The sequence below is a fragment of the Xanthomonas sp. CFBP 8152 genome, from assembly GCF_014199025.1.
Lineage (GTDB): Bacteria > Pseudomonadota > Gammaproteobacteria > Xanthomonadales > Xanthomonadaceae > Xanthomonas > Xanthomonas arboricola_B.
Genome location: NZ_JACHNO010000002.1, coordinates 316,297 through 336,067, shown reverse-complemented (window position 1 = coordinate 336,067; position 19,771 = coordinate 316,297). Strand labels below are relative to the sequence as shown.

The following is a 19,771-nucleotide window of genomic DNA, read 5'->3' as shown; positions in this document are numbered from 1 at the left end:
GGTCCATCCCCATGACCATGTCCTCCGTGTTCTTCGAACACCGTATCAAGGTCCGGCATCTACGTGTGATCGAGGCGCTGGATCGGCAGAAAAGCCTGCTCCGCGCCTCACGCGTGTTGAACGTCACCCAGCCCGCATTGACGCGTGCCCTGCAGGAGATCGAAGAGATCGTCGGCGCGCCGCTGTTCGAGCGTCATTCGCGCGGCGTGCGCCCCAACGCGATGGGCGAGGTGCTGGTACAGACCGCGCATGTCGTGCTCGGCCAGTTGCGCCGCGCGCAGGACACCTTTGAGGGTCTGCTGCAAGACGATGCGCTCACCATCACCGTGGGCGCGTTGCCGGTCGCTGCCAGCGGCCTGTTGCCGGCCGTGCTGGCCGCGTTGTATCGCGCCGAACCCACCTTGCGGGTGCGCCTGCTGCATGGGCGCACCGACGAACTGCTGCCCAAGCTGGCCGGCAACGAGATCGATCTGGTGGTGGGCCGGCTGTATCCGCTGGCTCGCTACGACGGGTTGATCCGCAAGGTGCTGTACCAGGATCCGATCGCGCTGGTGGCGCGCAGCGACCACCCGCTGTTTGCCAACGGCCAGGTGCGTATCGCCGAAGCCGCTGCGTATCGCCAGGTGCTGCCGACGCTGAGCCAGCATGTCGAGCGCGATGTGGGGCAGGTGATGCGCGAGCACGGGCTGGCCACGCGCGATCAGCTGCGTTCCAGTTCGGCCAGCTTTACCCGCGAGATTCTGCTCGGCACCGACAGCATCGCCGTGATGCCGAGCATGATGGTGGCCGGGGATATCGCACGTGGCGAGTTGCGCGCCTTTCAGCTGCAACAGCCGTCGCAGGCGCGCGCAGGCGGGGTGATCTATCGCGATGGCAGTGCCATCCACAAGCCTGGCGTGCGCTTGCTGATGCGCGAACTGGAACGCCAATTGGCGGCCATGGCCGAGCAGGGGGCGGTGTGGGTGGACGACCAGATCAGCGAGGACACCCTGTTGCTGGACGAGTCCGCGTGATCGATTGAGCGCGGCATGCGCGGCGCAAGCGCTGCCGCGTCTGGGTGGTGCTGCACTGGCGTGATGCACGCACACGGCAGGCAGCTCGGGCCCGCTTGTTGCGCTGTCGGGCATGGTTCGCCGCGGTGGCTCGGCAGCGAAGCTGCGGGTCGCTGCCAGCTGCGCGCGGCGCGATCCACATCCCGGACGCATCACGCCCCGTTGACCAGGGCGTCTTTTAGGCGCGCTTTCTGCAGCTTGCCGGTCGCGGTGCGCGGCAGCGCCTGGACCACGCGCAGATGCTTGGGCACCTTGTACTTGGCCAGTCGTTCGATCAGATAGGCGCGGATCTGCTCCAGATCCGGCGCGTCGTCGGCCGGCACGATCGCCAGGTAGCCCACCTCTCCCCATTGCGGGTCGGCGATACCCACCACCGCGCATTCGCGTACCTGCGGATGGTCGGCAAGCGCCGCTTCGATCTCGGCCGGATACACGTTCTCACCGCCGGAAATGAACATGTCCTTCTTGCGATCGACGATCCAGAAAAACCCGTCGGCATCGTGCCGCACGATGTCGCCGGTGCGGAACCAGCCGCGCTCGTCGAGCGCGGCGGCGCTTGCCTGCGGATCGCGCCAGTAACCGGGGCTGAGGTTGGGGCCGCGCAACAGCAACTCGCCTGGCACGCCGACCGGGCAGTCGTTGCCATCGCCATCGACCACGCGTGTCTGCACCGCAGGGGGCGAAATGCCGACCGCGCCCAGCTTGGCGCGGATCACCGCGCAGTCCACCGACATGCCGAACACCGTGCCGGCCTCGCTCATGCCAAAGCCGCTGACCATCGGGATGCCGTCTTCCAGCCAGCCGAGCAGGTCATCGCTGGCGTGCGGCGCGCCGCCGCTGACCAGCGCGGTGAGATGCCGCAGCGAGGCCGCATCGAAACCGGGCTGGCTGCGGAACGCCTGCATCATCTGCGGCACGCCGACGTAATGCGTGATGCCCAGCGACCGGTTGCCCAGCCAGCCCAGGGTGCGCTTGGGTTCGAAGCCGTTGGAGACCTGGATCGAGCCGCCTACCGCCAGCGCCGGGCGCACATTGGTGGCCAGGCCGATGATATGGAACATGGGCGCTTCGCACAGGAAACTGCTGCCCGCATCCACGCGCGTGGTGACGCCAAAGTTGTGCGCCACCTGCTGCAGATTCTGCTCGCTCAGCATCACGCCCTTGGGCTGACCGGAGGTGCCGGAGGTGAACAGGATCAGGCTGATGCGGTCGGGTGGAATCGACGCAGTGTCTGCAGGTTCGAGCAATTTCGCCGCGTCGATGAAGTCGGCCAGCGACGCGACATCGGCGCGCCCCGCAGCAACGTCGTCGCCCAACAGCAGGCGCGGCTCGGCGCGTTGTAGCAATGCATCCAGTTCGCCTGCACTCAGCCGCCAGTTGAGCGGGACGTAAATCGCACCGACGCGTCCGCAGGCGAAATGCAACGCCACCTGCCAGACCGAATTGCGTGCCAGTGTGGCAAGCCGTTCGCCATCGACGCAGCCGCGCGTGTGCAGCAATGCAGCCAGACGGCCGATCAATGCGTCCAATTCTGCGTACGACCATTGCTGATCCAGCAGCAGGTCGCGCGCAGCAAGCCGATGAGGGCTAAGGCGGGCGTGGAGGGAGATCGAGTCGGTCGGCATGGTCATGGCGCTGTCTTCCGAATGCAGATGAGTGGGTGACTGACGTGACGACGGCGGCTGCGGCTGAAGGTTGACGCGCGTCAGAACACCTAGCGAACGTTCACCCGACGCGGCGGACAGCGCAGGAGGCGATGGACAACGCAGTGCCTGCCGCATCGCGTCACGACCGCGCCATGGTCGCGGCGCGGTCGGGTGCTGAAGGGCTTGAGTGGGATTGATGGCTTTGGGTTCGAGGAACGCGTGCGGTTCTTCGATGGCGTCTTCGCGGCCGCTCCCGGAGTGCTTGAACCCGCTGGATGAGCAGGCCCGACGGCCCACGCGCGGCGATCCCGCGCAGCGTTGCGGACACGGCTTCCATCCTCCCTCCTCGGTGCGGAAAACCACGGGCAGCGCCAGCGATGCGCGTGGTGCACGCATCGTTTCAGGCACCGTAGGACCCGCTCAGGTGCTGGTCTTGGTCAGATCGTATGCGCCCAGGCCGGGCTTGTAGCTCTTCTCGTCGATGAACTGGCGGATGCCTTCCTTGCGGGCGTTGTTGTCGAACGAGTTGGCCGCCTCCTGCATGCGCACCAGATAATCTTCGGCTTCGTCGTAGGTCATGGTGCCGACCCGACGCACCGCATCCTTTGCGTACTTCAGCGCAACCGGGTTCTTTTTGAGCAGCAGCTCGGCCACCTCGCGGGTGCGCGCCTCCAGCCGTTCCAGCGGCACGCTTTCGTTGACCAGCCGCCACTCGGCGGCCTTCTTGCCGTCCACCGTTTCGCCGGTCAGCGTCATCCACATCGCATCGCGCATCGACAGCAGCTCCACCGCGACCTTGGTGACGCCGCCGCCGGGCAGGATGCCCCAGTTGATTTCCGACAGGCCGAACTGCGCCTCGTCGGCAGCGATGGCCAGATCGCAGGCGAACAACGGCCCGAAGCCGCCGCCGAAACACCAGCCGTTGACCATCGCGATGGTGGGCTTCTGGTACCAGCGCAGGCGGCGGAACCAGCCGTAGGATTCGCGCTGCGAGCGACGCACGCCGCGCAGGCCCTGGGCTTCGGTTTCGCGGAAATATTCCTTCAGATCCATGCCGGCCGACCAGGCGGTGCCTTCGCCACCCAGCACCAGCACGCCGACGTTGTCGTCGAATTCCAGCTCGTCCAGCACGTCCATCATGCGGCGGTTGAGCGCCGGGCTCATCGCGTTGCGTTTGTCGGGGCGTGCAAACTTTACCCAGGCAATGCGGTGTTCGATGCGGACCGATACCACGTCATGCTCGTTCAAGCGGCGTCTCCTTCGAGTGGGTACAGAGTGGAAATCACAGTGCGTCGGCGAGCGCGGTGTCCGGCACTCCGGCCCGTTCCAGCGCGGCGCTGGCGTTCAACTTGCAGAGCAGGCGCAGCAAGGTCTGCTGCTCGCTGGCCTGCAGGCCGGTGCAGGTACGCGCGACCGCCCGCGCCAGACAGCCCTGGGCGGTGCCGAGCGTGCGCTCGCCAAGCGGGGTGAGGTACAGGCCCTTGCTGCGCCGGTCGCGGCCGGCCAGGCGTTCGATCAGGCCCTGCTCGGCCAGTGCGTTGGCGATCTTCATGCCGGCAGCGCGATTGACCAGCAGGCGGTTGCCCAGTTCGGTCTGGTCGCAGCCGGGCTGGTCGCGAATGTGGATCAAGGCGGTGACGCGCGCCGGGGTCAGATGCAGTTCGGCCAGTTCCTGGCGCGCGGCGTGGCTGGAGGCCAGGGTCGCCAGTTGCAATTGATAGCCAAGGTCTGCGGCAAGGGTCAGGCGAGCGCTCATCGAGCCATCCAAATTGTATCCGTTAAATACAATCTAGCCGACCGAAGCGGGCACTGCAAGAGGTGGTGGCGGTCGCAAGCAAAGGGCACTGCGCGCCTGTGTAGCGCGGGCGCAGGACCTGTCTGCGGTGCTGCCGGATGATTTACCGGATCAACCAGCCGCTCAGCTGTTCGCGGCTCAGGTGTCCGCTGTGCCGTGTGTCGAGCGCATCGAATTCATCTGCCAGTGCCGGGTTGGCCTGTGCCTCGGCGCGACTGATGTTGCCGTCGCCGTCGGTATCCAAGGCCTGGAAGTCGATGCGGTAGCTGCCGACCACGCTGTTGGGCTGGATCGAGCGCACGATCACGCTGGACTCGCCGCGCGGACGCTCCAGCTGGGCCTGATGGGTGACCTCGCCGCTGGACAGCGGCTGGGTGCGAATCACATTGGGCACATCGATCAGCGGCATGCTGCTGGCCGGCGTCGGCGCCTGTTGCGCGAGCGCGTGGCCGCCGAGCAGCAGCAATACGGAAAACGAAACGGTACGAACGGTGGTCATCAGATCCCCCTGACGTGGAACAGCCCGCAAGCATAGAGGCTGTCGGGCGTCTTGAGGTGCGTGCACCGCGTGCTCGCCGTATGGCGACAGTGCCTGCGTATGCCCAGGCCGGCGGTGTGTGCGGCGTGCGCGATGCGCCATCGGCCAACCGCGATCGAAGCAGGAACCCATGGCCGCACCGCAACCTCGCACATTGCACCCGGTACGGCGGCTCAGCCGGGGATGAACGGAAACACGATCTTCAACAAGCCCTTCAGACCGCCCTCGGCAGTGCTGGCCACGGCCTTGGCGCCAAGGCTGTTGAGCGCGCGCCGTACATCGTCCCAGCGCACCTGCGCGATGTCCTTCTTCAGCAGGTCCGCCACTTCCTCGGCGGTAGGCGTGAGCTTTTGCAATTGGCGCACGGTGGCCTGCGGGTCCGGCTGCAGATAGCCCCAGCGTTCGGCGACTTTCAGCAGCGTGTCGAAGCGCACCGCGACCACTTCGCGATTGCGCTCGTACACCGGCAAGGCTCCGACATCCAGGATGGCCTGTTCGAATTGCTGCGCGTCGTCCGGGTGTTCGATGCGCACCGCCAGAAAGCCTTCCTTGCGGCTGCGTTCGCTGACGTGCTTGGCACCGGAGCGCAGATTGTCTTCGGTGAGCACGTTGGCGACGATACGCTGCATCGCCGCGTCGCCTTCCTCGGGCACCAGCGAGCGCCAGCGCGCATAGCCGTCGCGACGCAACGCCTTGACCTTGGCCGAGGTCACCCGCAGTTGCAGCGCGACCATCGCGTTGGAGCTGTTGCGCGAGATGGCGCCGTCGCGTTCGAGCAGCACGAAGATCAGCAATTCCAGATCGCGCTTGGTCAGCGATTGGAATCCCTGCAGCAGGGTCAGGCGCAGGAATTCGTTGCCGAAGGCCGCCGCGTCCTTGAGTTCGATCGGTTGCATGGGGAGTCCTCCACGGGTGACCTGCAGGATGCCAGGGCGCTGTTGCGCGACCTGAGAACCGTTGCGACGCGCGCAGCAGTTTCAGTGTCCGGTTTCGCGGCCCGGGCGATCGGACCTGAACGTTTCAACTGCGCCACGATCCTGCAAGGTCACGAACACCTGTTTGCCATCGGTGCCGCCGAAGGCGACGTTGCTGGCCTTGCGACCCTTCAACACGACCGTGCGCAGCAACTTGCCCTGCGGCGAGACCACCGCGATCTGCCCGGCATCGTAGCGGGCGATATAGAGATTGCCGTCGGCATCGCAACGCATGCCATCCATGCCGAAGTTCGGGAAGCTGATCAGCAGGCGCTTGTTGCGCAGGCCGCCATCGACGCGGTCGTAGACCCACACCTTGCGCGACATGCTTTCGTTGACGTAGAGATGCTTGCCGTCGGGGCTGACGTCCAGCCCGTTGGGCGTGGTCATGCCCGATTCCATCAATGCGACGACGCCCTCGCGGCCGATGTGCCACAGGCGGCCGCTGTTGTCTTTCCAGTTCGGGTCGCTTGCATAGACGCTGCCATCGGGCGCAATCGCCAGATCGTTGGGGCCGTCGGCGTCGGGCAGCGAGGCGAAGGTGCTGACCGCGCGCGTCTGCAGGTTCACCTGCAGGATCTTGTGGCCGGTGTAATCGGCCACGTACATCGTCCCGTCGCGGAAGCGGATGCCATTGCCGGTGCTGCCGTCGGGCAAGGTCACGAAGACCTCTGCCTTGGCGCTGCCATCGGCGTGCAGGGCAATGCGCGCGATGGTGCCGTCCTTGCCCAGATTCACCGCGTAAAGCGCGCCATCCGGTCCGGCCGCAGGACCCTCGGCATTGTGGGTGAAGGCGCCATCGCCGATCAGGTCGCGCGCAACGAACGGCGCATCGGCAGCGACCACAAGCGAGCTGGACAACAGTAGCGCCAATGGCAGGAAACGGCGGCGGGCGATGGCGGTCATGCGGCGTGCTCCGGATGGGATCGTTGCCAGTGTGCCAGAACGTGCGCAGCGGCCATGGCGGTGATCACGCACGATCAAGTAAGGTGCCCGGGCAGCATTGGCCGACGAGCGACCAACAGCAGCACTGCGCCCACCTGCGGGCAGTGCGAATGGGCCGCGGTGCGGCACGTGTCCACTGACACTCCGGTGCGAGTGCTGTCGTCGTCATCGCTGACGATCGCACGCGATGGTGTCAGCCGCTCTCAATCTTGCCAAGGAGGTTTGCATGTCCGTGGAATCGATCACACGTCGTCGTTTGCTCGCCGCATTCGGCGGTGCAGGCGTCCTGCTTGCTGCACCCGGCTGGGCATTGCCGAAGAAAAAGCCGGGCAAACCGCTCAACGTGGCATTGGCCGGCCTGGGCAGCTATGCCAGCGAACAGCTCGCGCCGGGCCTGGCATTGACCAAGCATTGCCGGCTGGCCGGCATCGTCACCGGCACGCCCGCGAAGATTCCGCAGTGGCAGGCCAAGTACGGCATCGCCGATCGCAACGTCTACAACTACGAGAACTTCGACCGGATCGCCGACAACGACGACATCGACGTGGTGTACATCGTCACGCCGACCCATCTGCATGCGCCGCTGACCCTGCGCGCGGCGGCGGCCGGCAAGCACGTCTGGTGCGAGAAGCCGATGGCGATGCATGCCGGCGAATGCGATGCGATGATCGCGGCGTGCAGGCGCAACAAGGTGGCGCTGACGATCGGTTACCGCATGCAGCACGAACCCAACACGCGTCGCCTGATCGCGATGGCCAGCGAGAAGCCGTTCGGCGCGATGCAGCGTGTGCGCGCCGAGGCCGGCTACAACGGCTATCACGATGCGACCAAGGTCGATCGTCCGTGGCGCTTGCGCTCCCAGTTCGGGGGCGGGGCGATGTACGACATGGGCGTGTATCCGCTCAATGCCGCGCGCTACACGGTGGGCAGCGAGCCGCTGGCCGTGACCGCCAAGCGCTGGACCGATCGTCCCGAATTGTTCGACGAAGTCGACGAGCATATGGACTTCACCCTGGAATTCCCGAACGCGGTGCGTGCGCAGTGCAAGACCAGCTTCGGGAACAACATGAATGTGCTGCGCGCCGAATGCGAGCGCGGCTGGTACGAGTTGTCGCCGTTCCAGAGCTACCAGGGCGTGACCGGCAAGGCCAGCGACGGGCGCGTGTTCGACGCCAAGGTGCCGCACCAGCAGGCATTGCAGATGGACGAGGACGCGCTGGCGATCATCAACGGCACTCCGCTGCGTGCGCCCGGCGAAGAAGGCCTGCGCGACATCCGCATCGTCGATGCGATCTATCGCTCGGCCCGCGAGGGCAGCAAGCGGATCGTGCTGTGATCGCGCCTCGCTCCGTCAATCGATGGAGCAGGCCCGCCTGAGCCAGGCGAGCAGGCTGGCACGCACCAGCCTGCCACGATGAAGTCCCCACAGGCCCTGCAGTCCAGCACCGAAAGCGGTTGCCCAGCAATCACACCGGACTGCCATCAGCGCGACTGGCGCAGGTGAATCACCACACCAACTCACGCGATACCCGCCAGCACCCACAGCAACAACGCCACCAACCCCCGCTTTTACGATTCCCGATTCCCGATTCCCGATTCCCGATTCCCGATTCCCCATTCCCCATTCCCCATTCCCGATTCCCGAATCCCGAATCCCGATTCCCCGCTCTCAATCCCGCATCGCCAGCACCGTGATCTCCTCACGATCGTGATACAGCTGCTTGGCACGCACGATCAGCGATTTCTCGGCCTGCTGCTCGAACAGGTCCAGGCACAGGCGGGTCTCGTCCCAGCGCTTTTTCATCGGCAGCTTGAGGTTGAAGATGGTGTTGCGGCACCAGCCTTCGCGGATCCAGGTGGCCATGCGTTCGGCCACGCGGCGCGGTTGCTCTACCATGTCGCAGACCATCCAGTCCAGCGCCTGCGCAGGCTTCCAATGAAAGCCGTCGGCGCGCAGATGCTCGACCAGGCCGGTCTCCAGCACATGCTCGCGTAGCGGGCCGTTGTCGACGCTGGTGACATGCAGGTGCTGGCGGGTGAGCACCCAGGTCCAGCCGCCGGGAGCCGCGCCCAGGTCGGCGGCGCGCATGCCGGGTTTGACCAGCGCTTCGCGTTCCTCCGGTGCGAGCAGGGTGAGCAGGGCTTCGTCGAGCTTCAGCGCCGAGCGCGATGGCGCCTCCGGCAACAGCTTCAAACGTGGAATGCCCAGAGGCCAGGGCGCGCTGTCGGCACTGTCGGCCACCGCCAGCAAGGCGTGGTCGCCATCGAGAAAACAGATATGCAGCCGTGCCAGGCGCGGCTGCGGCTTGTCGGTGAGCAGGCCGGCCTTGCGCAAGGCCGGGCGTAAGGCATTGCCGAAGCTGCGCGCCAGCCCTGCCAGCGGCTTGCCTGCGTCCGAATCCGGGTGCTCCACCCACAGATCGCCGAAACGCGGCTGGCCTTCCAGTGCGGCCAGGATCGGCGTGATGCGGTCCTTCGGGTCGATGCCCTTGAGTTCGGCGACCACCACCAGCTTCTGCCGCGCGAAGATCAGCTCGCGCCAGTGCAGCTTGGTGGCCAGTTGTGCGGCCTCATCGCAGACGAACAGCACATAGCCGTCGTTGCGCTGGGTACGCGCATAGCCGGCGATGCCGACGAATGCGGCGCGCGCGCTCAACTCGGCGGCCAGCTCCGGCTCGAAGCCCTGGCGGCAGTAACACAGCAGGCCGCTCATCGCGGTGCCCGGCGTGCGCGACCGCTGCGGGGCAGCTCAATAATGGTCACCGCCGCCCTCGCCATAGTTGCGCAGCACCGCGCAGGCCTGGTCGCGATGCACGTCGCGCACCACCTCGATGCCGCGGCGGGTGAGCTCGCCCACCCAGTCGGCAGGCAGCGGGCCTTCGTCGAATTCGGTCAGCGCCATCACGTCGTCGGCGCGTGCGCCGATCAGCAGGCGGTCGATGCCGGCCCACACCGTGGCGCCGTAGCACTGGCAGCACGGCTGCGCCGAGGTGGCCAGCGTCACCGGCGACAGCACATCGTTCAGACGCGGCGTCTGCAGGCGCTGCTGCGCGAGCATGTAGGCCATGTTTTCGGCATGCGCCAGCGAGGTGGTCTGCGGCACCACGCGGTTCACCGCCGCGGCGATGATGCGGTGGTCCGGGCCGAACACGACCGCACCGAACGGGCCGCCGCTGCGCTCTTGCACATTCATCCGCGACAGTTCGATTGCCAGCGCCACCTTGTCCTCGTCGCTGGGATAGGCGCGGCTGTCGTCGACATGCGCGTGGATCCAGTCGGGCAGCGTGAGGTGGACTTGCGCGTAAAGCATCAGTGGACCATTTCCGTAGAGGGGGGAGCGGGGCGCAGTGTATCGGCCTGGGCGTCCTTTGCGGCACATTGCCCGGCCACGCACTGGCAGGCGCTGATCTCGCGGAAGCCGCACACGCTCATCATGCCGCTGGCCTGGCACTGCGCCATCACGCCCTTGGGGTCGGTGGCACTGTCGACGTTGACGCAGGCCGGGAATGCGCCGCAGCAGTTGCCGACGTTCTTCACCGTGCAATCGGCGTCGGTGCGGCAAGTGGTCGTCACGGTGACCGGTTTGCCGGTTGCCGGGCCGCTGGCCGCGTTGGTCGCCGGAGTCGGCGTGGCCGTATCGGCCGGTGGTGCGGCCACGCAGCCGATCGACACACCACAGGCCAGCAGCAACAGCGTGCTCAGACACCGGGACAAAAGACGGGACATGCGGCCGCTCCGATCGGGACAGGTAAGCGGCCATGGTAAGCCCCGGATGTGCGCAATGCGGCGAGCGCTGGATCAACTGCGCAAACGGGGGGGGCTGGATCCCGCGCGCGTTGCGGCGGATGGCGCTGGCCAGGGCGCGGCATGTGACTGAAATACGCCTGCAGCGCATATGGCGGCGCTCCTGACGGCCACAGCCTGCAATCCAGGCTGGTGCGTGCATCAGGTGCCGGCGTCATTCCGCTTTTGCATGCAGTGCTGCGCACCACAGCACGCCGACCAGCAGGCAGGCGATGGCGGCCAGCTCCAACGGCGTGGGCAGGCGCATTTCCCAGGCAAAGCCGTACAGCAACGCAAAGATCGTTTCGAACACGATCATCTGGCCAACCAGGGTCAGCGGCAGCACGCGGCTGGCCCGGTTCCACAACGCGTTGCCGATCACCGAGGCCAGGATGCCCAGCAGCAGCGAAATGCCCCAGAAACTGGCCCAGTCGATCGGCGCATGTGGCGCGCTGCCGATCAGTGCGGCCGGCGCCAGCAACAGCGACAATGCGCCGGTGACCACGCCGGTCAGCAGCGACCAATCGCCACCGGACAGGTCCGGCCGCCGCCGCAGCCAGCGCGCATTGCCGATGGAATAGGCCGACCACGACGCCAGCGCACCGAATGCACAGAGCAGGCCGGCGATGCGGGTGGCGCGATCGCTGGCGTGGTGACCGGCATCGTGTTGCACGGTGTCCACGGCGACCAGCGCCACGCCGATGACGCACACGACGCATGGCGCAGCCAGGCGTCGCAGTTGCACCGCGCCTGCGGCACGCGTGCCGATCACGGTGACCACCACCGGCAACAGGCCGATGATCAGCGCGGTTGCCGCGCTGCCCGCCCACTGCACCGCGCTGCCGAGCAGCACGTAATAGATCAGGTTGCCCAGCAGGCTCAGACGCAGCAGCGCCCACCATTCGGCGCGTCCGAGCCGTGCAGCGGTCTGGCGCGCGCGCGGTGCCAGCACCAGCGCCGCGACCGCCCCATACGATAGATAACGGGCAACGGCCAGTTGCAACGGCGTAAACGCCGCCAGCAATTGCGGCGCCAGAAACACCAGTCCCCATAACGCGCCTGCACCGATGCCGCAGGCAACACCCACCATCAAGCGCTCACGCATCGTGCTGCTCCTTACCTGCCACGCAGCATGCAATGAAGTGCGGCACGCAGCTCCATTGCGCTTGTTCATTAACTCAGAAGACACCGCTCTGAAGCGGCGTCACTCTTGCTGCATCCCGCAGTGACAAGCATCCATCAGCGCGCCGATCGTCGCAGGCCGGGCCTCGCTACGGCTGCCTGCCGTCGTATCCGCACCGGAGGGCTGGCATCCGGCGCAGGCCCGGTTCACTTGGCCCAGGTGTCGCGCAGGGTCACGCTGCGGTTGAACACCGGCGTGGCGGCGCTATGGTCGCGGCGATCGGCAACGAAGTAGCCGGTGCGCTCGAACTGGAACGACTGCTCGGGCGCGGCCTGTGCCGCGCTCGGCTCCACATAGCCGCGCACGCTGCGCTTGGACTCGGGGTTGAGATGATCGTGGTAGGTCTTGCCCTCGGATTCGTCATCGGGCTTCTCCACCGAGAACAGGCGGTCGTACAGGCGGATTTCCGCTTCCACCGCGTGCGCGGCGCTGACCCAATGGATGGTGCCCTTGACCTTGCGGTTGGCGCCTTCCATGCCCGGACGCGATTCCGGATCCAGCCAGCCACGCAGCTCGACGATCTCGCCGGCGTCGTTCTTGATCACCTCGTCCACGCGCGCAATGCCGGCGCCGCGCAGGCGGATCTCGCCACCGGGCACCAGACGCTTCCAGCCCTTGGGCGGGACTTCGGCAAAATCCTCGCGCTCGATCCACAGCTCGCGCGCGAACGGCACCTCGCGCGTGCCGAAGGATTCGTCCTTGGGATGGTTGGAGAAGCTCAGCGTCTCGCTGTGGCCTTCGGGCAGATTGGTCAGCACCAGCTTGAGCGGGTCGACCACCGCCATGCGGCGCGCCGCAGCCGCATCCAGATCCTCGCGCAGGCAGCCTTCCAGCACCGAGAAATCGATCAGCGAGTTCTGCTTGCTGATCCCCACCCGATCCACGAACAGGCGCATCGCCGCCGGCGTATAGCCGCGCCGGCGCAGGCCCTGCAGCGTGTACATGCGCGGGTCGTCCCAGCCATCCACCAGCCGTTCTTCCACCAGCGCGGTGAGCTTGCGCTTGCTCATCACCGTGTAGTTGATGTTCAGGCGCGAGAACTCGATCTGGCGCGGCTTGGCGGCCTCGCGCGGCAGGCCCTGGTCCAGCAGCGGCTGCAGCAGCTCCGGATGCGCGGCCAGGTCCACCTTGTCCACGCACCAGTCGTAGAGCGGGCGGTGATCTTCGAATTCCAGCGTGCACAGCGAATGGGTGATGCCTTCCACCGCATCGCCCAGCGAATGCGCGAAGTCGTACATCGGGTAGATCGGCCACGCGTTGCCGGTATTCTGGTGCTCGACATGCTTGATGCGGTACAGCGCCGGGTCGCGCAGGTTGATGTTGCCGCTGGCCATGTCGATCCTGGCGCGCAGCGTGCGCGCGCCATCGGGGAACTCGCCGGCACGCATGCGCCGGAACAGGTCCAGGTTTTCGGCGACGCTGCGCTCGCGGAACGGCGAATTGCGGCCGGGCTCGGTCAGCGTGCCGCGGTACTCGCGCACCTGCTCGGCGGACAGGTCGCAGACGAAGGCATGGCCGTCGCGGATCAGTTTTTCCGCGGCCAGGTAATACACCTGGAAATAATCCGATGCGTGGCGCAGCTGCGCCCACTCGAACCCCAGCCAGCGCACGTCGTCCTGGATGGCGACCACGAACTCGGGGTCTTCCTTGGCCGGGTTGGTGTCGTCCAGGCGCAGATTGCACAGCCCGCCGAACTCGGAGGCCAGGCCGAAATCCAGGCAGATCGCCTTGGCGTGGCCGATATGCAGATAGCCGTTGGGCTCGGGCGGGAAGCGGGTGCGGATGACCGTGTGCTTGCCGCTGGCCAGATCCTCGCGGACGATCTGGCGGATGAAGTCTTTCTTCTCCGCCGGGGCGGTGGCGTCGGTGGCTAGGGTCTGGGACATGCGTGCATCAGCAATAGGTAAACCGCAAGTTTAGGCGGTGGCACGGGTTAGGGGTAGGCGGCGTGTCGGGTGCGGACAGCGAGCGTCGCCCGTGCGCGCTGGTCCCGCGTGCAAGCGCCGCACTACCGGGGCCTGCATCTGCTGACTGCACGCGGGACGGGCGCCATTGGCAGGCGGCATGCCGGGCTGGCCGGCACCGCCGACGGCGCGTACGCTGCAGCGATCCTTCGGAGTTCCCCACGCATGCCTTTGCCCCGCCTGGTGATCGGCGACAAGACCCGATCTTCCTGGTCGCTGCGCCCGTGGCTGCTGCTGCGACATTTCCATGTGCCGTTCGAAGAGATCGCGCTGCCGCTGGATACGCCGCAATTCCAGGCCCGCATCGCCGGTTATTCGCCGACCCTGCAGGTGCCGGTGCTGTGGGACGATGCCTTGCATGTCTGGGACTCGCTGGCCATCTGCGAATACGCCAACGAACGCTGGCTGGATGGCCGCGGTTGGCCGGCCGGGCCGTCCGTGCGCGCGCAGGCACGCGCGGCGGCGGCGGAAATGCATTCGGGCTTCGTTGACTTGCGCACCCAGCTGCCGATGAATCTGGGCCGCATGCCTGGCCCGGCGCGTTGGGATGCGGCTGCCGAGCGCGACATCGCCCGCATCCAGGCGCTATGGGCCAGCCTGCGCGCCGAGCACGGCCATGGCGGGCAGTTCCTGTGCGGCGACTTCGGCATCGTCGATGCGATGTTCGCCCCGGTCGCGCTGCGTTTTGCCAGCTACGGCGTGCCGTTGTTCGAGGCTGCCGGCGATTACCTGGCCGCACTGGATGCGCTGCCGGCACTGCGCGAGTGGAAGCAGGACGCCGAGCGCGAACGCCTGGAGCGTGGCTGACATGCAGATCGCATACCGCGCCAGCCACATCATCGACGCACACCTGGCCAAGCACGCACTGGAAGATGCCGGCATCACTGCATTCGTGTTCGGCGAGTCGCTATTGGGTGGTGCGGGCGAACTGCCTGCCTTCGGCGTGCTGCAGGTCTGCGTGGCCGACCTGCACCTGAGCCAGGCGCAGGCGGTGTTGGCGGACATCGGCCTGTGCGGCGAGGTCACCCGCGCGCTGTAGCGGCCAGACGCCAGGGCAGTGCCTGTCGTAGGAACGCACCTGGACGCGACGAGGCGCTCCTGGAAATGCCCGTCGTGCCCAGGCGCGCTCCTATGAGGGAATCGCTCGAGACGGCACGCATCATCGCCACTGGCGCCACCCTGGCGGTGCTGCAGCTGTCGGCGGCGATATTCCGCCGCTCCACGCTGCAGATCGCGATCAACCCGGCCGCCAGCGGCAGCAGGTCAGGGGCAGCGCCGCCAGGGTCCTGCCGATGGTCGGCCAATCGTTGCGGCGCACCGCCAATGCCTTCATGGCGCCAGTCCGGCCTGGACTGCGTAGACCGCGGCCTGGGTGCGATCTTTCACCTCAAGCTTCTGCAGGATGCGTTCCACATGCACCTTGACCGTGCCGGGAGAAATCCCCAGTTCAGCTGCGAGCGTGGCATTGGTCAGGCCACGCGGCAGCAGTGACAACACCTGTTTCTCGCGTTTGCTGAGCGCGCCAAGGCGGTCGTCCTGGATCGGCTTGCGCCGACGCGTGGCAGGCGGTTTTGCCGGTTCGGCCACCATCGCCGGCAGCAGCAGGGCGAAGGCCTGCAACGCCTGGACATCATCGTTACCTGGGACGGGACGGTTGTCGTTCCAGGCCACGCACAGCATGCCGAGAGTGCTGCCCAGCGCATGGATCGGCACCTTGGCCTCGCAGATATCGGCCGGGCGCGTTGGCATCAGCCAGGCCGCTTCATGGCTGTCGCCGGCTGCGCTTGCTCCGGAGGGCAATGCGTGGCCGCGGCTGGCCAGCACCTGCGCGCGTGGCCCGCGTTGTGCCAACACCGCGCCATGTTCCAGGCCCAGCAGGAGCAGCACCCGGCCCAGCACCGCGTCGCAGGCCTGCTCCGGCGTCCGTGCCTGGCGCAGCGCCACCGCGGCTTCGCACAGCGCCTGCCAGTGCGCGCTGTCGGATGCCTGGTGTGGTGACGCCGGACGCCAATCGCCAGTATCGGTGAGGGTTTGCATGGGCTAGCTCTAGGCCGATCAGCATATTCGAGTATATGCCAGCCGGCAACATTGTTGGGGTCGCTTGGTTTCGATGTTGAGCTTGGACCAGGAAGTAATGCCGTATTGGCCGAGGTGGCTTGAAAGCCGCTACGGCCGGCGCCATCCAGCAGGCAACCCTCACACCTGCGGAGTTGCACCATGCTGGGAATCGGCGCTTTCAAACAACGCATGCCACGTCCGGGCGAGGCCTTACCCGGACGCGAGCAAGCACTGCCGCTCCATAACACCCACCTGATCAACGGCCATCCGTTACGCGGGGAGTTCTCCGGCCTGGCCCAGGCACAGTTCGGGCTCGGCTGTTTCTGGGGCGCAGAACGCAAGTTCTGGAACCTGCCAGGGGTGTACACCACGGCGGTGGGTTACGCCGGCGGCGAAACACCCAATGCGACTTACGGCGAAGTGTGTTCCGGGCAGACCGGCCACACCGAAGCGGTGTTGGTGGTGTACGACGAAGCGTCGGTGTCGTTCGCACAGTTGCTGCGCACGTTCTGGGAAAGCCACGACCCCACCCAGGGCATGCAGCAGGGCAACGACGTCGGCACCCAATACCGCTCGGCGATCTATTGCACCACGCAGGCGCAGTACGACGCTGCGCTTGCCAGCCGCGATGCGTACCAGCAGCAACTGGACGCAGCCGGGTACGGCGCGATCACCACGGAGATCCGTTTCCCGGCGCCCACGTTCTATTACGCCGAAGACGACCACCAGCAATATCTGGCCAAGCATCCCAATGGCTACTGCGGGCTTGGCGGAACGGGAGTGAGCTGCCCGATCGGGCTGGATGCCTGACGGAAAGGCAGGCCGGATTGAAGCGCTGCCATCCACGTGATCGTGGCGGCGCGCCGGTGGCTGACAGTGGCCGGTAGCGTCATCACGATCGGGCAGCGCATGGGAGTGCATGCCGGGCAAGGTGAAGGGCAACGTCGGAAACGACGTAGCCATCTTTTTTTGCCGCGTGCGCAAGACGCGCCGGCACCGCCGCGTGTAGCTGAGAGGCGAACTGGCCCAGCGGATCATTGCGGTCAATCCCTATAGCCAGTCGGTGCAATGGATCGGTGCAGCGACTCAGTGCGTCCAGTCAGTGCAGCCAGTGCGCCAGGCGTGCCTGAACCGCTGGGTCAGACGAACTCGCCGGCGAACATGCCGCGCAGCTGGGCCAGCATGTCGGTGCGTTCGGGATGCAGCAGTCGCATGCAGGCAAGCGCGAAGCCGACCGGGCTGGTGCCGGGTGCGGTGATCACGCCATCGGCGGTCACCACCTTTTCGTGCCGGTATTGCGCGGCACCGGCGTACGGCACCACGTGTTCCTGCAGGAAGGCCAGCGCGTTGCTGGTATGCGCGCGCTGGTCGAGCAGGCCGGCATAGGCCAGGGCGATGGTGGCACCGCAGATCGCCGCGACCGGACGCTGGTGCTGCACGCGCTCGACCAGCAGGCCGCTCAGGCCGGGGATTTCGCCGGCCTGCCAACGCTCGCTGCCAGGCAGGATCCATAGATCGGCGTCCAGCGGCGCCAGATCGGAGAGGGCGAAGTCCGGAGTGATGCGCAGCCCGCCGATCGACTGCACCGGCTGACCATCGATGCTGGCGATGGCGACCTGGTCGCCGAACCATTCGCGCGCCGCCGGCAGGACAACGCCAATTTCCCAATCGGCCACGCCGTCGACCATCACCACTGCAATGTTTGCCATTGTCCGCTACGCCAGTTGAGGAACCCGGATTCTAGGCAGTGCGGGGTGCGCGGGTGTAAGCGACGTGTGCAGAGCCACATCGATCCGCGCACTGATCAGGCCAAGACGCGCGCATGCCAGCTCAGTGACGGCTGCGCAGGCGTCAACGCGCCCGCCAGCTCAGCGGTGCCCAGAAAGTACGGCAGCCCAGGCCGGCAGCCGCAGTTTCCAACGCCAGCGTCGCAGGCCAGTGTTGCCTTACGTGTCGTGGCTGCAGCGTGCTGTGCAGCCAGACTGCAGAAACCACAACGCCCACAGCCATCAGGCTGCAGGCGTTGGTATTGCGACCCGCGGCGTTGCAATCAGCCGGCGAGCTTGTCGGTGATGGTCTTGCGCAGTGCCTGCAGATCCTTGGCGAAGGCGTCGATGCCGCCGGCCAGCTTCTCGGTGGCCATCGGGTCGGCTGCCAGATCGGTGGCGAAGCCTTCGCTGTCGATCGGGACGATCTGCGCATTGTCGGGCTGCGCAGGCGAGAGCTTGCGCGGCAGCTCGCCGTATTCGGCGTCAAGCTTTTCCAGCAGCTCCGGCGAGATGGTCAGGCGGTCGCAACCGGCCAGGGCTTCGATCTGCGCGGTGGAGCGGAACGAGGCGCCCATCACCACGGTGGACGAGCCACGCTGTTTGAACGCGTTGTAGACCGTGCGCACGAACACCACACCCGGGTCCTCCTCGATGCTGGCCGGGGTCTGCCCCTGGGCGACGTAGTAATCCAGGATCCGGCCGACGAACGGCGAGATCAGGAACACGCCGGCTTCCGCACAGGCCAGCGCCTGCGAGCGGTTGAAGATCAGGGTCAGATTGCAGTCGATGCCTTCGCGCTGCAGCTGACGCGCGGCTTCAATGCCTTCCCAGGTGGCCGCGATCTTGATCAGGATCTTGTTCTTGGACACGCCACGCTCGGCGTACATCGCGATGAACTTGCGCGCCTTGGCGACGGTCGCCTCGGTGTCGTGTGCCAGGTCGGCATCGACCTCGGTGGAGACGCGGCCGGGCACCAATTCGGCCAGCTTGACGCCCAAGCCGACGGTGAGGCGGTCGGCCACTTCGTTGACGGTGCTGGTGCGGTCTTCGCCGCCGTGCTCGCGGCCCCAGGCCAGTTCGCGCTCGATCAGATCGGCATACACCGGCAGGTCCAATGCTTTCTTGACCAGCGTGGGATTGGTGGTGCAGTCGACCGGCTTCAGACGTTTGATGGCGTCGTAGTCGCCGGTGTCGGCAACGACGACGGACAGGTCACGCAACTGGGCAAGCTTGGAGGCAGATGCAGTCATGCGGGTTCTCTCGAATCGTGGGGCGGGTCGTGGATAGGACACAGCGCGCTACGGTAGCGCGCCTGGCGTGGGAAGTCAGGCGTCGCCCAGTGCATGTTGATCATGCACGGCGCTCACGCGCAGACGCAGGTCGCGCCCATCGGGGGTGCGCCAGTCGATGCTCTGACCGACCGACAGCCCGAGCAGCGCGCTGCCGACCGGCGCCAGCACGGAGATGCGGCCCTGCTGCACATCGGCCTCGTGCGGATACACAAGGGTGAGCGTATGTCGTTCGCCATGCAGCGCATCTTCGCAATCGATGCGGGAGTGCATGGTGACGACATCGCCGGGAATCTGGTCGGGCGGCACGACGCGTGCACGGCCCAGTTCGTCACTCAGCGCGGTGGCAGCCGGGTGCTTGTTGAATGCGGGGGAATCGAGCAAGGCCTCAAGCCGGGCGAGGTCGTGGCTGGAAACCAGGATGGACGGCGGCAAGCCGCTGTGGTGCTGCGAAGTCATGACAATCTCCTTGACGACTACGGCTCGCCAACATGGCAAGCGTCACTCACCAGATGAGGGCGCCATTGCCTGATCGCAATGCGTGGCGAGATGGCGCAGCGCACGGCCTGGGCCGGGCAAGGCCGGCGCGGCACTGCAAGCTGCGAGCCGTTGGCAAGGGAGGCAAGCGCGACACCGCAGCACGTCGCCGCGCGCGTCAGCGACCAACTGCACGCGACGGGGGGAGCCTGCCGCACGCCAGTGACGCCGCAACGGCCATGTGCTTCCGGATACATCGCGTCATAACCACCCACCAAACAAAAAACGACGCTTGCGC

20 protein-coding genes are annotated in these 19,771 nt (G+C 66.5%); 5 read left to right on the top strand and 15 right to left on the bottom strand.

Translation table 11 applies throughout. The annotated features are described in order from the left end of the window. Nucleotides 1-11 precede the first annotated feature (11 nt). Nucleotides 12-1,013: a LysR substrate-binding domain-containing protein gene (locus FHT09_RS09160; protein ID WP_104538463.1), complete on the top strand. Its 1,002-nt coding sequence runs from the start codon at nt 12-14 to the stop codon at nt 1,011-1,013. 191 nt (nt 1,014-1,204) lie between these two features. Here FHT09_RS09160 and FHT09_RS09155 read toward each other — a convergent pair whose 3' ends face one another. The 6 genes from FHT09_RS09155 to FHT09_RS09130 form a co-directional block, all read right to left on the bottom strand. Then, the gene (locus FHT09_RS09155) at nt 1,205-2,683 is read right to left on the bottom strand and encodes an AMP-binding protein (RefSeq protein WP_104604212.1); all 1,479 of its coding nucleotides are present in this window, start codon (nt 2,681-2,683) and stop codon (nt 1,205-1,207) included. A gap of 435 nt (nt 2,684-3,118) precedes the next feature. Then, nucleotides 3,119-3,946: a p-hydroxycinnamoyl CoA hydratase/lyase gene (locus FHT09_RS09150; RefSeq protein WP_104604214.1), complete on the bottom strand. Its 828-nt coding sequence runs from the start codon at nt 3,944-3,946 to the stop codon at nt 3,119-3,121. Nucleotides 3,947-3,980: 34 nt separating this feature from the next. Further along, nucleotides 3,981-4,454, bottom strand: a complete 474-nt coding sequence (locus FHT09_RS09145) for a MarR family winged helix-turn-helix transcriptional regulator (protein WP_104538840.1) — start codon at nt 4,452-4,454, stop codon at nt 3,981-3,983. A 142-nt stretch (nt 4,455-4,596) separates the two neighbouring features. Beyond that, nucleotides 4,597-4,992 carry a hypothetical protein gene (locus FHT09_RS09140; protein WP_104604216.1) on the bottom strand — a complete coding sequence of 132 codons (396 nt, stop codon included), beginning with the start codon at nt 4,990-4,992 and terminating at the stop codon, nt 4,597-4,599. A gap of 212 nt (nt 4,993-5,204) precedes the next feature. Continuing rightward, entirely contained in the window at nt 5,205-5,927 is a 723-nt protein-coding gene (locus FHT09_RS09135; protein ID WP_104538459.1) for a hypothetical protein, read from the bottom strand. 81 nt (nt 5,928-6,008) lie between these two features. Further along, nucleotides 6,009-6,911: an SMP-30/gluconolactonase/LRE family protein gene (locus FHT09_RS09130; protein ID WP_104604218.1), complete on the bottom strand. Its 903-nt coding sequence runs from the start codon at nt 6,909-6,911 to the stop codon at nt 6,009-6,011. A 265-nt stretch (nt 6,912-7,176) separates the two neighbouring features. Here FHT09_RS09130 and FHT09_RS09125 point away from each other — a divergent pair, with 265 nt between their 5' ends. Beyond that, nucleotides 7,177-8,286 (top strand): Gfo/Idh/MocA family oxidoreductase, encoded by a 1,110-nt coding sequence (locus tag FHT09_RS09125; RefSeq protein WP_104604220.1) that lies wholly within the window; start codon nt 7,177-7,179, stop codon nt 8,284-8,286. 333 nt (nt 8,287-8,619) lie between these two features. On the opposite strand, the gene rlmM is transcribed toward FHT09_RS09125, so the two are convergent. The 5 genes from rlmM to FHT09_RS09100 all read right to left on the bottom strand — a co-directional run bounded on the left by rlmM (nt 8,620) and on the right by FHT09_RS09100 (nt 13,802). Then, nucleotides 8,620-9,663 (bottom strand): 23S rRNA (cytidine(2498)-2'-O)-methyltransferase RlmM, encoded by a 1,044-nt coding sequence (rlmM, locus tag FHT09_RS09120; RefSeq protein ID WP_104604222.1) that lies wholly within the window; start codon nt 9,661-9,663, stop codon nt 8,620-8,622. A 36-nt stretch (nt 9,664-9,699) separates the two neighbouring features. Beyond that, nucleotides 9,700-10,260 (bottom strand): nucleoside deaminase, encoded by a 561-nt coding sequence (locus FHT09_RS09115; RefSeq protein ID WP_104604225.1) that lies wholly within the window; start codon nt 10,258-10,260, stop codon nt 9,700-9,702. Further along, nucleotides 10,260-10,676 (bottom strand): hypothetical protein, encoded by a 417-nt coding sequence (locus FHT09_RS09110; protein WP_104538455.1) that lies wholly within the window; start codon nt 10,674-10,676, stop codon nt 10,260-10,262. The genes FHT09_RS09115 and FHT09_RS09110 overlap by 1 nt, the downstream gene beginning before the upstream one ends. Before the next feature lie 232 nt (nt 10,677-10,908). Beyond that, entirely contained in the window at nt 10,909-11,838 is a 930-nt protein-coding gene (locus tag FHT09_RS09105) for a DMT family transporter (RefSeq protein ID WP_104604227.1), read from the bottom strand. Nucleotides 11,839-12,062: 224 nt separating this feature from the next. Continuing rightward, nucleotides 12,063-13,802, bottom strand: a complete 1,740-nt coding sequence (locus FHT09_RS09100; RefSeq protein WP_104604229.1) for a glutamine--tRNA ligase/YqeY domain fusion protein — start codon at nt 13,800-13,802, stop codon at nt 12,063-12,065. A 243-nt stretch (nt 13,803-14,045) separates the two neighbouring features. Between FHT09_RS09100 and FHT09_RS09095 the strand changes: the two genes are divergently transcribed. Together FHT09_RS09095 and FHT09_RS09090 are read left to right on the top strand one after the other, a co-directional pair. Further along, nucleotides 14,046-14,687, top strand: a complete 642-nt coding sequence (locus tag FHT09_RS09095) for a glutathione S-transferase family protein (protein WP_104604231.1) — start codon at nt 14,046-14,048, stop codon at nt 14,685-14,687. Nucleotide 14,688: 1 nt separating this feature from the next. Beyond that, nucleotides 14,689-14,919 (top strand): DUF2007 domain-containing protein, encoded by a 231-nt coding sequence (locus FHT09_RS09090; protein WP_039409981.1) that lies wholly within the window; start codon nt 14,689-14,691, stop codon nt 14,917-14,919. A gap of 290 nt (nt 14,920-15,209) precedes the next feature. Here FHT09_RS09090 and FHT09_RS09085 read toward each other — a convergent pair whose 3' ends face one another. After that, a complete protein-coding gene (locus FHT09_RS09085; RefSeq protein ID WP_104604233.1) occupies nt 15,210-15,917 on the bottom strand; it encodes a response regulator transcription factor in 708 nt (235 codons plus the stop codon). Between the two features lie 180 nt (nt 15,918-16,097). Here FHT09_RS09085 and msrA point away from each other — a divergent pair, with 180 nt between their 5' ends. Continuing rightward, nucleotides 16,098-16,748, top strand: a complete 651-nt coding sequence (gene msrA, locus FHT09_RS09080; RefSeq protein ID WP_104604235.1) for a peptide-methionine (S)-S-oxide reductase MsrA — start codon at nt 16,098-16,100, stop codon at nt 16,746-16,748. A gap of 329 nt (nt 16,749-17,077) precedes the next feature. Here the strand turns inward: msrA and FHT09_RS09075 are convergent, their stop codons facing one another. The 3 genes from FHT09_RS09075 to rnk form a co-directional block, all read right to left on the bottom strand. Further along, entirely contained in the window at nt 17,078-17,647 is a 570-nt protein-coding gene (locus FHT09_RS09075) for a type 1 glutamine amidotransferase family protein (protein WP_016900730.1), read from the bottom strand. A gap of 341 nt (nt 17,648-17,988) precedes the next feature. Next, nucleotides 17,989-18,957: a transaldolase gene (gene tal / locus FHT09_RS09070; protein WP_104604237.1), complete on the bottom strand. Its 969-nt coding sequence runs from the start codon at nt 18,955-18,957 to the stop codon at nt 17,989-17,991. A gap of 75 nt (nt 18,958-19,032) precedes the next feature. Further along, the gene (rnk, locus tag FHT09_RS09065) at nt 19,033-19,455 is read right to left on the bottom strand and encodes a nucleoside diphosphate kinase regulator (RefSeq protein ID WP_104538449.1); all 423 of its coding nucleotides are present in this window, start codon (nt 19,453-19,455) and stop codon (nt 19,033-19,035) included. Nucleotides 19,456-19,771 lie beyond the last annotated feature (316 nt).